The organism is Thermomicrobiales bacterium (assembly GCA_023954495.1).
Classification (GTDB): domain Bacteria; phylum Chloroflexota; class Chloroflexia; order Thermomicrobiales; family CFX8; genus JAMLIA01.
In genome coordinates this window covers 1-13,038 of sequence record JAMLIA010000087.1, presented here as the reverse complement: position 1 = coordinate 13,038, position 13,038 = coordinate 1, and the positions used below count along the sequence as shown (strand labels likewise).

The following is a 13,038-nucleotide window of genomic DNA, read 5'->3' as shown; positions in this document are numbered from 1 at the left end:
GGCAGCACTACTATGCGTGGCGCTCGGGCCTGACGCCGCCGGCCGAGCCGACGCCGACCAGCACGACCGCACCGGGCGAGCCGACCAACACCCCGCAGCCGACGAACACCACGGCACCGGGAGAGCCGACGAATACACCGCAGGCGACGAATACATCGGTTCCGGCAACCAACACGACGGTGCCCGCGACCAGCACAACAGTGCCTGCGACGAATACCGCAGTACCGACCGGCTACCTGAATGTGAATGTTGTCGGACCCGACGGTAGTATTGAGTTGCCTGACGGAACCACGATCAACTCACACAACGTGAAGATCTATGCGGGTTCCACCTGCACCGGCACCGTGATTAAGACGCTAACGCTCGACCTCTCGACGTTCTCACTCGTCACGTCAGTCGATGCAGGTACGTACTGCGCGCAACTGAACGCCAGCGTTTCAGTCCTCTTCGGCGGCACGATCTACAACGGCACCGTGCACGCAACTGGCACAGGTACTGTCGTGGCAAACGATCCGGCAGATAACGAGAACATCACGATCACTATTGATGCCGGCTCAATATCGATCCCATAGCAGGGACAAGACCCTGGCGTCTACTCTTCACGAAGCGATCGCTCCCTGACATGGGGCGGTCGCTTCGTCTCCGGCGATCAACGCCGTTGACGCAAGCGCCAACTCACTTCTATACTGCGGGTCAGACTCCGAGACATGCCGCGATTCTGCGCGTTCGTACGAGCTAGTCGTCCCGACCGGCGACGCCGGGCAGCCGCAGGCGTAGAAAGCATCAACATCAATGGCCGCGACCGACCGATCTCATCATCATCCCCGCCGGTTCGCGCACGGGCTGGTTGCATTGTTGTTGCTGGCGTTGACGCTGACGCAGCTCGTCGCTCAGCCGACCGTCGCCCAGTCGCCGGGCAACGACACCTTCCAACGCACCTGGGAGCGCACCGATCAGCCGGTTGCTGAGCAATCCGCCGAGCGTGCCCTGATCTGGGGTCCGGCGGCCGACACCGGTCTGCTGCAGGAGCCGTATGCCGAAGCGCCGGACGGCAAGCGCGTCGTCCAGTACTTCGACAAAGGCCGCATGGAGGCCGGCGACTTTCGTCAGGTCGCTTCGCCGTGGGACGTGACGAGTGGCCTGCTCGTCGTCGAGATGGCCAACGGCTGGTATCAGATCGGCGACGACACGTTCGACGAATCGCCGGAACCGGCCGACATCCCGGTGGCCGGCGACATCGACGACTCGGTCGGACCAACCTACCGAACCATTGGGACGCTGCTTGACGCGCCGTCGGCTCCAGCCGGACAGACAATCACCACGCGGGTAGATCGCGCCGGTGCGACAACCGACGACCCGATGCTGGCGCAGTACGGCGCGACGGCAGACTATCTGGTGCAGGTGCCGGGGATCGATCACCGTGTCGCCTCGGTCTTCTGGACGTTCATGAATTCCAGCGGTCTGGTCCATACGGACGGTCAGACAGAAACAGACAGCTTGTTCGCGAATCCGTTCTACGCAACCGGCTACCCGATCACGGACGCCTACTGGGCGACGGTCAAGGTCGCCGGTGATGAGCACGATGTGCTCTTGCAATGCTTCGAGCGCCGCTGCCTGACCTGGACACCGTCGAACTCGGACGGCTGGCAGGTCGAATCCGGCAACGTCGGCGCGCACTACCTGCAGTGGCGCGTCGGGGCAACTGCCGGGGTGCCAGTGGTGGTGGAGACCAGCACGTCGGTGCCCACCGTGGCGGAATCCAGCCAGCCGACTGCGACACAGCCCCCAGCCGTGGAGCCAACAGCACCGCCGGCACCTACCAACACACCCGTCCCCGCCCCACCGGCGACAGGCTGGCTCAGCGTCGCGGTGGTCGGACCGAACGGCGGCATCGACCTGCCTGCGGAAGCGGTCATCGACTGGGCAACCGTCGAGATCTTCGCCGGTTCGTGCAGCGGCTCGTCGATCGGGAGCTATGCGCTGGATACGGGCAGCTTCACGACGGGCGTCGAGGTGACACCCGGCTCGTATTGCGCCCAACTCTCGGGGTCGATCACTTTCCAGACACTCTCCGCGAGCATCTTCTCCAGCGGTTCGGGGACGGTCGAAGCGGGTAGTGGCGGCTACATCACGATCGTTGTCGACGCGAGCTCGATCAGCCTGCAGTAACGGCAGCGAACGCTCCAGATTACCCGCCGATCATCGGCCCGAGTGCCCCGGCTTGATGGACAGTCGCACCACGCTGTGCGGTATCGTTACCAACGTAACGATCGGGCAGGCGGAGGTGGGCGACATGCAACTCGCGGAGCGAATGAGTCGGCTCGGAACCGAGAGCGCGTTTGACGTGCTGATGCGCGCCCGCGCGCTGGAGGCACAGGGCCGCGACGTCATCCATCTGGAGATCGGCGAGCCGGATTTCGACACGCCCGAGCACATCGTCCAGGCCGGTATCGACGCGCTGCGCCGCGGCGACACCCACTACACCCCGGCTGCCGGATTGCCCGAACTGCGCCAGACGATTGCCGATTATGTCAGTCAGACGCGCGGCATTACCGTCGAGCCGCAGCAGGTCGTCGTGACTCCAGGCGGCAAGCCGGTCATGTTCTTCGTCATCCTGGCGCTAGCCGGTCCCGGCGATGAGGTCATCTGTCCCGATCCCGGCTTCCCGATCTATGCCTCGGCCGTCGAGTTCGCGGGGGCGCGGGCTGTGCCGCTGACGCTGCGCGAGGGGGATGGCTTTGCCGTCGATCCGGACACACTGCGTGGACTCATCAGTGACCGAACGAAGCTGATTATCCTGAACTCGCCGCACAACCCGACCGGCGGCGTGATCCCCGGACCTGCGCTCGACGAGATCGCCCAGATGGCCGCCGAGCGCGGCATCATGGTGCTGTCCGACGAGATCTACTCGCGTATGGTCTACGACGGCGCGTTCGAGAGCATCACCTCACGCCCCGGCATGGCTGAGCAGACGATCATCCTCGACGGCTTCTCGAAGACGTATGCCATGACCGGCTGGCGGCTCGGCTACGGCGTCATGCCGGTCGCGCTGGCCGAGCAGGTGACGCGGCTGGCGGTGAACTGCCACTCCTGCGTCCCGGGTTTCACCCAGATAGCGGGCGTAACTGCGCTGACCGGCAGTCAGGCAGCGGTCGATACGATGGTCGCCGAGTTCCACCGCCGCCGCGACGTGGTCGTCGCCGGGCTGAACGCGATCCCCGGCATCACTTGTCAGATGCCGGCCGGTGCGTTCTACGCATTTCCGAACGTCTCGCAGATCGGCGATTCGGCAGCGATCGCGGATCGACTGCTGAACGAGGGCGGCGTCGCGGTGCTGGATGGCGCTGCCTTCGGCGCAGCCGGCCGAGGCTATCTCCGACTGTCCTACGCCAACTCACTCGAACGCCTTGAGACTGCGCTGGAGCGGATGCGCCAGGTACTGGCCGATGGATAGCGCACACCAGAAACGAGACCAGGTGACGACCGAACTGATGACCCATCACGCAGCTGCCCAGCAACGAACGGACGCCCGATGACGATTCAGGCATATGCTCGCCTCGGCGTTGTGCTGGCTGGTGTCGTCGGGCTGGGCGTCGAGCTGACCGCCGAGCGCCTGCTCGCACCGGCATTTGGCACGACGAACGACCTGTGGTCGATCGTGATTGGCCTGACCTTCGCATTCCTGTCGCTCGGTTACACCGTCGGCGGCCGCTTGATCGACCGCCATCCCAGCCACCGCATCATCGCCGTCTGCCTGCTGGTTACCGGGCTATGGACCGTCGGGCTCGCCTTCGTCGGTCGCCCGATTGTCGATCAGATTCAGGAATGGACATTCAACGCCGGTGGTCTCCGCGCCGGGCTGTTCTTCTCGGTGCTGCTGCTGATTACGCTGCCGCCGTTCCTGCTCGGCATCATCACGCCGTCCGCCATCCGGTTGGTGATTCCGCGCGTTGGCTCGGCCGGCCGATCGACCGGAGCGATCTACGCACTCGGAACGATCGGCTCACTGGTTGGCACGTTCGTGCCGGTCATCGTCCTGATGCCGCGCATCGGCGTACGACTGACGTTCCTGTCGATGGCCGCCGTCGCGCTCGTCGGCGGACTGATCGGCCTGACCGGCCTCGTGCGGGGCGAGGCGGCGCAGCCGGACGACGCAGAGCCCGCTCCCGCGCAGACCGACCCGGTCCTTGAGGAAATGCCCTCGGCGTAGCTAGGCCGGCGTCGCATCCGCTGCCGGGCTGCCAGCGCTATCGCCGGGGATCGCGACCCCATCAGCCTTGGCAAAGCAGCGGATCAGCGTACCGATGCTGCTCGCGTGCTCGCCCTCGTGGTAGATGAGGACCAGCACCTGCTCCAGCAGCGTCATCGGCCCACCGCGTCGACGACGCATCAGGACGGTGTCATCCTCGGTCTGGCCGAGCTGTTCCAGAAACCGGTTCAGCGCGATGCTGAACGCCGCCCGGATTCGCTCCGGCGGCGGATACGCCTCCGGCTCAAGCACCACCGAACCGGCACTAAACAGGCGCTCCCAATCGTCACCAAGACGCCGTCCGATGCCGAAGGCGGAGTCCGCGAAGACATCCTGCTCCCAGGCGAGGTGTCCCATGTGCCAGGCGATCGTGCAATCGGTCCAGTCAACACGCCGATGCATCCACTCGTCAGGCATACCGGCGATCAATTCGCGCGTCCACGAGCGCACCTGACGTAGCTGGGATTCGAGCAACTCCAACGCCATGCGTTCGTCTGCCATCCCCCACCTCCTCCGACTTCACCCGACGACAAGATGCCGGTTCACCATGCACCGACGTGGAATCGCGCTGCTCTCACCTGCGCTGTCGCGACACCCATACGATAATCAGCAGGAGCCACCTCGCGCAACACCTGCCGCATATCTGATCGGAGTACATAGATGTCGCAACATCCACGAACTCGATTTGCCGTCGTCACCGACCTGCACCTCGGCTCGACCCGCGAGGGCAGCTGGCACAACCGCTTCCTGTCCGACCACCCGGAAGAGACCGCCGCCGCCGCCGTCGCCGCAATCAACGCGGACGCGCCGGACTTCACGCTCATCCTTGGCGACCTCGCCGACACGGCGAGCGATGCACAGCTTCACCTGGCCCGCGAGACGCTGGATCAGCTCACCATGCCGTGGATCGTCCTGCGTGGCAATCATGATGTCACCAGCGACGGCGACCGCGAGCCGTTCAACCGCATATTCGGCGACCGCGCACCGACCGGACTCGTCCCGCAGGTCATGCTGCCGCGTCCGGACGGGGTCGCCGTGGCGGCGCTGGATGCGGAGTGGGGGCAAGAGAATGGCCGCTGGTGGGTGAATGCCTTCGCCGAGCAGGTAGATGCTGTGCGCGCCGGTGTCGACGCAGCCGGGCCTGCTCTGCTGATCGTCCTGTGCCACTTTCCGTTCGTCCGGCAGTCCGAGTACATCCGCACCGCCGCGCCGACCGGCAAGAACGCGGGCACCCTCACCTACGGCGAACGGACGATGGCCGAACTGACGGGCGACAGCCACCGCACGCTCTTCCTGGCCGGCCACCAACACTTCCACCACATCGTCGAGTCCGGCACAGATGAGCCAGCCTGGCTGCATGTCACCACCGCCTCGCTCGTCGAGTTCCCGGCCGAGTACCGGCTGATCGAAGTTGATGGTGGCACGCTCAGCATCACGACCCACCCCGCCGCCCCCGCCACCGTCGCCGCCAACACACCAACGGTCACCTGGGTCCGTGGGCGCAATGAGGATCGGGAGATGCGGTGGGAGTGAAGTCTGCTTGCGATAACTATCATCATTGAATACGTCCATTATGCTGAAGGCATCGTACAATCGTTGACACCAACTGGACGAATCCCACGCGGAGAGAGATATGACCGTTGATGTAGATCAGCACCCATCGTTGCAGGAGCGTCCCCTCATCTCCTCAGCGAGCGGAGCGTTTACGACGCGGCAAGCAGCGCGACTTTCCGGGCTATCGCAGCGCCAGCTCCAATACTGGGACGAAACCAACGTGTTCGCGCCGAGCATTTCTCGAGGTGCAGGGCGACCCTACAACCGTATCTACTCGTTTCAGGATCTTGTTGCGCTCCGGGCTCTCGCGCACCTGCGAAAGCGTGTGTCACTCCGGCGATTGCGCCACCTCGGCGCGTGGCTAAAGCAGCAGTACGATCACCCATGGTCGCGTATCCGCTTCTTCCTGCGTGGCGACGAGATTATTTACGTGGATCCGGTGACTCAAGCGCTCATTTCTGATCGACCTCTTGGGCAAGAGGCATTGCCGATTGAGCTTGGTCAGATTGCCTCCGAAGTCGAAGGGGCGTTTCGAGAGTTACGTCAACGCGATCCGAAGGACATCGGGATCATCGAGCGTCACCGCTACGTGATGCGGAACGAATGGGTGGTCGCCGGAACACGAATTCCGGTCTGGAATCTGCGCGAGCTTGCCGACGACGGCTACGACGAGGAATCAATCCTCAACGAGTTCCCAATGCTCCATCCAGAAGATGTCCGTGCTGCGCTGGCATTCGATCCGGATGCAGCGACGCAGTCCATCGCATAGCAACCGGTTGTGGCTATCCGCTTCTTGCTCGATGAGAACATCAGAACGTCGGTCAGGTTGTTTCTCCAGCAGCGAGGACATGAAGCTATTCGCGTCCAGGATCACCTGACACCCGGCACCGAAGACCCAATTGTCGTTGCGTACGCTCATCAGATTGACGCCGTCGTTGTCACACGCAACAGGAAACACTTCCATCCGCTCATCCATCGCGACCCAAATGCGCTGACAGCAGATTTCATGAATGCCGGTCTCCTGACGTTTCAATGTTCGGAATCTGCCATGATCCCTCTGCTTAAGCAGCATATCGACCTGATTGAGTTTGAGTACGAGAGACGCCGCAAGCAGGACGACAAGCGCATCATCATTCGGGTAAGCCACGACGGCCTGATGATCTACTGACTGCAGTCGATCACGATTCCCGTCCCTCCAGGTGCGCGATGTAGCGGTCGGCGGAGCGGCGGACTGCGCTGGAGCCGTCTTCCTGGACGATGCCGCCGAAGGCGCAGTAGATGCGCTCGTAGTCGAACGGCTCGACGGCGGCGACGATGCGGCGCACCGTGGCTGAATCGAGCGGAATGCTGTTCGGATAGCTGTACATGAAGGTCACCCAACGCCGGTCGGCAACGACCTGGAACGTGTCGCCAGACAGGACCACGCCGCGCCCATCCGCACCATCGGCCCAGTGGACAATCGTCGAGCCGGGGAAATGACCGCCGCAGCGAACCAGCGTGACGCCCGGCAGGAGCTCACGGGTCTCGCCCTCCCAGAAGTTGATGGCTGGGCCGGAGCGCATCACCCACTGGCGCAGGTCGGCGTGAATCCAGATCGGGATGTCGCCAAACGCCGCACTCCACTCATGAATCGTGGTGAAGAAATGCGGGTGCGAGATCGCGATACCGGCCAGCCCACCACGACGCTGAATCTCGGCGACCGTCGCGTCGTCGATCAGGCCGATGCAGTCCCAGAGGATGTTGCCGGCCGCCGTCTGGATCAGGTGTGCGCGCTGGCCAATCCCGACCTTCGGCTCCGGCAGGATCGATGACAGTCCCGGCTCCAGCTCGATGAAGCGGTTGCGATGGCTCCGTCGAAGCTCGTCGAGCGTCGTCCATTGCTGACCGGCGGAGTTCACATACTGGCGATCGTCCAGACAGATCGGGCAGCCGTCCGGTGGTTGTGCGGATGGCGGATACTGTGTGCCGCACGTAACACAGATGAACTTCTCCATTGGCTGACGGCCCTCCATATTCGAGCAATGCTGACGTTCAGTATATGACCGGCACAGTTCGCGGTGGACACCCGGACAGTTGTGCGTATCATCTGACAATCAACATTGTCCGGTTAGTGTTAGGCGAATCACATGCTTCATGCCGCGCCGTTGCGGATCCGCACGAGCTACCTACTTCCCGCCATCCTCCTGCTCATCTCGACGGTCCTGGCGACGGCCGGAACGATGCTGACACCACAACCGGTTGCCGCTGCGACACCAGAAATCGTCTACTTCCCCGCCACTGGTCACCACGTCAGCGAGCCGTTCATCTCGACCTGGCGCAAGCTCGGTGGTCTGGCGACGTTCGGCTATCCACTGAGTGAGGCGTTCACCGACCCGGACTCCGGCCTGACCGTGCAGTACTTCGAGCGCGAGCGCTTCGAGCTGCATCCGGAGAATGCCGGTACTGAGTATGAGGTGCTGTTCGCACTGCTCGGCTCGTGGCTGACGGCCGACCGCACCGACCCGGCCTTCACGCCGATCCCAACCGAAGCCGCCCCGCCCGATTCGCCGGAGCGCACCTTCTACGCACCGACCGGCCACTACCTCAGCTACGGCTTCAAGTCGTACTGGGAGTCGCACGGCGGGCTACGCATCTTCGGCTACCCGATCTCGGAAGAGTTCGCCGAGGTGAATTCCGACACCGGCCAGACCTACACGGTGCAGTATTTCGAGCGTGCGCGGTTTGAATATCATCCCGAGCACGCCGGGACACCGTATGAGATCCTCCTCGGACGACTCGGCGCGGACCGCGCCACAACACTGGGCATCGACACCGCCGCCGTCACGCGGCAGGACGGCGTGCCGGACTACGACGAGGCGCTCTGGAATCCTCCGCCGCGAGCCTTCAATATCCCGGTGCTGATGTATCACCATGTCGGCGATGACGCGGCGCGCTACACGATCCCGCTCTGGCGCTTCGAGCAGCAGCTCGACTGGCTACAGGCAAATGGCTACAACACCGTGACGCTCTCCGAGGTCTATGACGCGGTCGCGGGGATCGGCACGCTGCCACCGAATCCGGTCGCGATCACATTCGATGACGGTTATGTCGAGCAATGGGGTGCGGCCGAGGCGATGCGCGAGCGCGGCATGCGCGGCACGTTCTTCATCCTCAGCGGTGCATCGACGCTGGCCGACTGGCAGATTCGCGCGATAGCTGACAACGGCAACGAAATCGGCAGCCACTCGATCAGCCATCCGGACCTGACGACCCTCTCCGAGGGTCAGCTGTGGAGCGAGCTGGTCGATTCACGCGCGGCTCTGCAGGCGATCTCCGGCCAGAGCGTCGACATCTTCGCCTATCCCTATGGTGCGTACGACAGCCGGGTCATCTGGGCGGTTGAGGCTGCCGGGTACCGCGCGGCGGTCGCAGCCTGGGGCGGCACCTGGTGGTCGCCGGAGAAGTGGTGGGTCGAGCCACGAATCGAGATCGGCGGCACGCTGTCGCTGGATCAGTTCACGGTGTATCTGCGGTAGATGCTCAAACGCTGCCCCCGCTCCGTTCTGGAGCGGGGGCAGCGTTGTCGTGATCCGTGAGCGTGCTTACGGCTGCGTCACGCAACCATCCTCAGCGCCGATCAGCGGACGGATCAGCAGCGAATAGGTGTCGTCGCCGCTGGTCCACTGTGTGAGCTGGTTCGCGTCCTGCAGCTGGGTCATCAGCGTGGCCAGGTCGTCGCCATCCAGCACGACGCAGCGAGCGTCCTGCAGCAGCGGGTATGGCTCGCCAAGCTCAGCGAGCGGGGTTGCCAGCGGCCAGTCGAGCTGCTGCGGCTCGATCTCCGGCGTGGCCATGTCCGGGCTCGTCTGCACAGGCAGCGTGATGATCTGCATCCGCGTCACGTCGTAGGCGTGGTCCTCACCGCTGAATGCCATTGCCGGCAGCCAGTCGCGCAGCGATCCGAGCTGATTGAGGAACGTCGCCAGCTTCTCGCGGACCGCGTCCGCCTCCGGCGTGCCGGTCGGCTCGGTGCCCTCGTACAGCGCATAGGCGGAGACGGTGGTTGTCTTGCCGTCGGCGGTCGTGACAAAAACGGTCGTCGCGGCGTCGGCGATCATGTCGTTGCCATAGGTCGCGTCGCCATCCAGCAGCCCGGCGTCTCGTGCGGCATTCAGGATGCCCTGGATGCCCTCGTCGGTCAGGCAGACCTCCTGCAAGTTCGGCAGGATCGGCTGCGGGTAGATCTCGATCTGCGGTCCTTCGGTGACGAGGCAGCCATTCCCCAGCAGCGTCGCCAGCGGCAGTCGTGAGATGAGCGCTTCCACCGGCGCGAAGCCGCCCTGCCAGGTGATCTGCAGGATGACATCATCCTCGCCAGTCGGGTGCTCGATCGGTTCTGGTGTCGGGCTGGCGGATGGCGTGGGCGTCGATGCAACTCCTCCGTTACCGACGGCGTCGTCCTCACCACACGCGCCAAGCAACATGACAAGGGCGAGCAGCGCCACAAACGAGAGGCGTAACGATGGTGCGCGTGTATCGGTTCGTGATCGCATCATCAGTTTCTCCGGGACCATCACTGGTCCTGCTACGCGGACGTCGTCGTCCGCCGACATTCTGCATATATGACGCCGGACCCGCCATTCGTGTTCCATCAACACGGCGCAGGGGCTGGCACATCCAGCGGAGTTGCGGACAATACGATTGGCAATACGATGACAGTCGACGAGGGAGGGTGAATGACCGAAGCAGAGACACTGGAACAAGTCGCACGCGAGCAGCAGGTGCAGTTGGCGATCCCAGGAATCGCCTGGGGTGTGCTGCGCGGCGACAGCGAAGAGCAGGGCGCGATCGGCGTCGCCAAGCTGACGACCGGCGAGCCGATGCGGGCGGACTCGCTCTGCCGCATTGCATCAATCTCGAAAGTCTTTACGTCGACGCTGGCGATGATGCTGGTCGATGACGGCACGCTCGATCTGGACGCGCCGGTCAGCCACTATCTGCCGGGGGTTCGCATCTCGGCGGGCATTGAGGATCGCATCACGACGCGGCATCTCCTCTCCCATGGGACCGGCATGCTCGGCGACTTCTCGGTCAACTTCGGTTGGGGTGCGGATGCGCTGGAGCGCGCAATCGGCGAGTTCCACACGCTGCGCCAGTACGCCGAGCCGGACGAACTGTGGTTCTACTGCAACTCCGGCTTCCATCTGGCCGGACGCATTCTTGAGGTAGTCGGCGGCAAACCGTTCGATGAGCTGATGCGCGAGCGGCTGTTCGAGCCGCTGGGCCTGGAGCGCGCCTGCTTCTTCAGCCACGAGGCGATTTCCAGTCCGCACGCCCTCGGCCATAACCAGCGCACGCCCGACACCGACGAGCACGTACCGGCCGACCAGTACTATCCGCGCAATCGCCTGCCGGCCGGTGGTGTCTACGCGAACGTACCGGACTTGCTGCGCTTCGCCCGCTTCCATCTCGGCGACGGCACCGTCGATGGCCAACGGGTGATCGGCGCGGAGACGCTGCGCGCCATGCGCGAGCCGCAGCGGCAGGCCGCCAACTGGGCCGACCAGTGGGGCATCGGCTGGGATATCCGCACGATCGACGGTGTGCAGGTGATCGGGCACGGTGGCAGCATCAACGGCTTCAAGTCGCTGCTGACGCTCGTGCCGGAGAAGCAGGCGGCGCTCGTCGTACTGACGAACAGCGGACGCGGCGACCTGGCCAATCGCGCCATCGAGCGCTGGTTCCTGGAGCAGGAGCTGGGCCTCGTCAAGCCGTCGCCAGCGACGGTGACCCTCGACGACGCGCAGGCCGACCGCATCGCCGGTCGCTACAGTGGGGCAGATTCGACCATCGACCTCGTGCGCGACGGCGACGGATTCCGGCTGGAGCTGACCAGCCCGGGGCCGAACGGCGGCGAGCCGGTGCGCTGGCCGGACGAATCGTTCGCGCCAATCAGCGAATGGGAGCTGATCAACACCGCCGGCCCGGCCGCGGGCACCCGAATCGATGTCGTGTCAACGGCGGACGGCGCGCCGCGCTACCTGCGAATGCACGGACGCCTCTTCGATCGGACCGAGCAGAACTCGTAGCGTGTTATGGTGACGCACAGCGGTGCGGGAGAACCGAGACGCCGGAGAAACGGCGTCCCGAAAGGAGATCACAGTGGTTCTGATGGACATGGAAGCCGAGGAACGCGTCCGTCGCGATGACCGCGCGCACGTGTTCCACTCATGGTCGGCGCAGAGCAAGATCAACCCGATGCCGGTGGCAGGTGGCGAGGGCTGTGAGTTCTTCGATTTCGAGGGCAAGCGCTACCTCGACTTCGCGAGCCAGCTCGTCTACACGAACCTCGGGCATCAGCATCCGAAGGTCGTCGCGGCGATCAAGGAGCAGGCCGAGCGGTTGTGCGTGATCCAGCCAAGCTTCGCCAACGAGCGCTCGTCCGAGCTGGCCCGCATGCTGTCCGAGCTGGCACCCGGCGACCTCAACATGGCCTTCTTCACCAACGGCGGCGCAGAAGCGAACGAGAACGCCATCCGCCTCGCCCGCGAGGCGACCGGTCGGCACAAGATTCTGTCCGCCTATCGCTCGTATCACGGCGCGACCCACGGCGCGATCGCCCTGACCGGCGAGCCACGGCGCTGGGCGTCGGAGCCGGCCATTAGCGGCGTCGTCCACTTCATGGGCCCATACACCTATCGCTCGTCGTTCCACTCCGAGAACGAGGAGCAGGAGCGCGATCGGGCTCTGGCGCACCTCGAAGAGGTCGTGATGTACGAGGGCCCGCAGACCGTCGCCGGTATCATCCTGGAGGTGATCGTCGGCACGAACGGCATCCTCGTACCGCCCGAAGGCTATCTGCAGGGCGTGCGCGAGCTCTGCGATCGCCACGGCATCGTCATGATCCTCGATGAAGTCATGACCGGCTTCGGTCGCACCGGCCACTGGTTTGGCTCGGCCGGCTTCGGCGTCGAGCCGGACCTGATCTCCTGCGCCAAGGGCCTGACCTCTGGCTATGTCCCGCTCGGAGCAGTGCTGATCTCGCAGAAGATCGCCGACAAGTTCCAGGACAAGGTCTACTACGGCGGCCTGACCTACTCCGGCCACCCGCTGGCCTGCGCGGCCGGCATCGGCGCGCTCAATGCGATGAAGGAAGAGAAGGTCGTCGAGAACGCCAGGATGATCGGCGACGACGTCCTCGGCCCCGGCCTGCGCGAGCTGCAGAAGAAGCACAAGAGCATCGGTGACGTGCGCGG

General features: G+C 64.3%; 13 protein-coding genes. 10 read left to right on the top strand and 3 right to left on the bottom strand.

Going from position 1 to position 13,038, the window contains the following annotated elements; genetic code table 11:
• From M9890_13515 to M9890_13500, 4 genes are all read left to right on the top strand, one after another.
• The coding region (locus tag M9890_13515) for a hypothetical protein (protein MCO5177970.1) at positions 1-572 on the top strand (572 nt) is incomplete at its 5' end.
• 220 nt (positions 573-792) lie between these two features.
• A complete protein-coding gene (locus M9890_13510; protein MCO5177969.1) occupies positions 793-2,169 on the top strand; it encodes a peptidase domain-containing protein in 1,377 nt (458 codons plus the stop codon).
• Between the two features lie 142 nt (positions 2,170-2,311).
• Entirely contained in the window at positions 2,312-3,454 is a 1,143-nt protein-coding gene (locus M9890_13505; protein ID MCO5177968.1) for a pyridoxal phosphate-dependent aminotransferase, read from the top strand.
• A 78-nt stretch (positions 3,455-3,532) separates the two neighbouring features.
• The gene (locus M9890_13500; protein ID MCO5177967.1) at positions 3,533-4,210 is read left to right on the top strand and encodes a fused MFS/spermidine synthase; all 678 of its coding nucleotides are present in this window, start codon (positions 3,533-3,535) and stop codon (positions 4,208-4,210) included.
• Here the strand turns inward: M9890_13500 and M9890_13495 are convergent, their stop codons facing one another.
• Positions 4,211-4,750, bottom strand: coding sequence for a DinB family protein (locus M9890_13495; GenBank protein ID MCO5177966.1), 540 nt, complete (start codon positions 4,748-4,750; stop codon positions 4,211-4,213).
• Between the two features lie 159 nt (positions 4,751-4,909).
• Here M9890_13495 and M9890_13490 point away from each other — a divergent pair, with 159 nt between their 5' ends.
• From M9890_13490 to M9890_13480, 3 genes are all read left to right on the top strand, one after another.
• The gene (locus M9890_13490) at positions 4,910-5,782 is read left to right on the top strand and encodes a metallophosphoesterase (GenBank protein ID MCO5177965.1); all 873 of its coding nucleotides are present in this window, start codon (positions 4,910-4,912) and stop codon (positions 5,780-5,782) included.
• Between the two features lie 100 nt (positions 5,783-5,882).
• A complete protein-coding gene (locus M9890_13485; GenBank protein ID MCO5177964.1) occupies positions 5,883-6,572 on the top strand; it encodes a DUF433 domain-containing protein in 690 nt (229 codons plus the stop codon).
• A gap of 9 nt (positions 6,573-6,581) precedes the next feature.
• A complete protein-coding gene (locus tag M9890_13480) occupies positions 6,582-6,971 on the top strand; it encodes a DUF5615 family PIN-like protein (GenBank protein ID MCO5177963.1) in 390 nt (129 codons plus the stop codon).
• Positions 6,972-6,981: 10 nt separating this feature from the next.
• Here M9890_13480 and M9890_13475 read toward each other — a convergent pair whose 3' ends face one another.
• A complete protein-coding gene (locus tag M9890_13475; protein MCO5177962.1) occupies positions 6,982-7,797 on the bottom strand; it encodes a hypothetical protein in 816 nt (271 codons plus the stop codon).
• Positions 7,798-7,929: 132 nt separating this feature from the next.
• Between M9890_13475 and M9890_13470 the strand changes: the two genes are divergently transcribed.
• Entirely contained in the window at positions 7,930-9,318 is a 1,389-nt protein-coding gene (locus tag M9890_13470; protein ID MCO5177961.1) for a polysaccharide deacetylase family protein, read from the top strand.
• A 66-nt stretch (positions 9,319-9,384) separates the two neighbouring features.
• Here the strand turns inward: M9890_13470 and M9890_13465 are convergent, their stop codons facing one another.
• Entirely contained in the window at positions 9,385-10,338 is a 954-nt protein-coding gene (locus M9890_13465) for a hypothetical protein (GenBank protein MCO5177960.1), read from the bottom strand.
• A 180-nt stretch (positions 10,339-10,518) separates the two neighbouring features.
• On the opposite strand from M9890_13465, the gene M9890_13460 reads away from it, so the two are divergent.
• Together M9890_13460 and M9890_13455 are read left to right on the top strand one after the other, a co-directional pair.
• Positions 10,519-11,871: a beta-lactamase family protein gene (locus M9890_13460; protein ID MCO5177959.1), complete on the top strand. Its 1,353-nt coding sequence runs from the start codon at positions 10,519-10,521 to the stop codon at positions 11,869-11,871.
• Positions 11,872-11,953: 82 nt separating this feature from the next.
• Positions 11,954-13,038, top strand: a 1,085-nt coding sequence (locus M9890_13455; GenBank protein MCO5177958.1) for an aminotransferase class III-fold pyridoxal phosphate-dependent enzyme, incomplete at its 3' end; no start/stop codon positions are given.

What these genes read in the sequence shown, in the direction of transcription:
- M9890_13495 (MCO5177966.1), bottom strand. Translation starts at nt 4,750, where the DNA reads ATGGCAGACGAACGCATGGCGTTGGAGTTGCTCGAATCCCAGCTACGT.
- M9890_13500 (MCO5177967.1), top strand. Translation starts at nt 3,533, where the DNA reads ATGACGATTCAGGCATATGCTCGCCTCGGCGTTGTGCTGGCTGGTGTC.
- M9890_13505 (MCO5177968.1), top strand. Translation starts at nt 2,312, where the DNA reads ATGAGTCGGCTCGGAACCGAGAGCGCGTTTGACGTGCTGATGCGCGCC.
- M9890_13510 (MCO5177969.1), top strand. Translation starts at nt 793, where the DNA reads ATGGCCGCGACCGACCGATCTCATCATCATCCCCGCCGGTTCGCGCAC.
- M9890_13490 (MCO5177965.1), top strand. Translation starts at nt 4,910, where the DNA reads ATGTCGCAACATCCACGAACTCGATTTGCCGTCGTCACCGACCTGCAC.
- M9890_13475 (MCO5177962.1), bottom strand. Translation starts at nt 7,797, where the DNA reads ATGGAGAAGTTCATCTGTGTTACGTGCGGCACACAGTATCCGCCATCC.
- M9890_13460 (MCO5177959.1), top strand. Translation starts at nt 10,519, where the DNA reads ATGACCGAAGCAGAGACACTGGAACAAGTCGCACGCGAGCAGCAGGTG.
- M9890_13485 (MCO5177964.1), top strand. Translation starts at nt 5,883, where the DNA reads ATGACCGTTGATGTAGATCAGCACCCATCGTTGCAGGAGCGTCCCCTC.
- M9890_13470 (MCO5177961.1), top strand. Translation starts at nt 7,930, where the DNA reads ATGCTTCATGCCGCGCCGTTGCGGATCCGCACGAGCTACCTACTTCCC.
- M9890_13465 (MCO5177960.1), bottom strand. Translation starts at nt 10,338, where the DNA reads ATGATGCGATCACGAACCGATACACGCGCACCATCGTTACGCCTCTCG.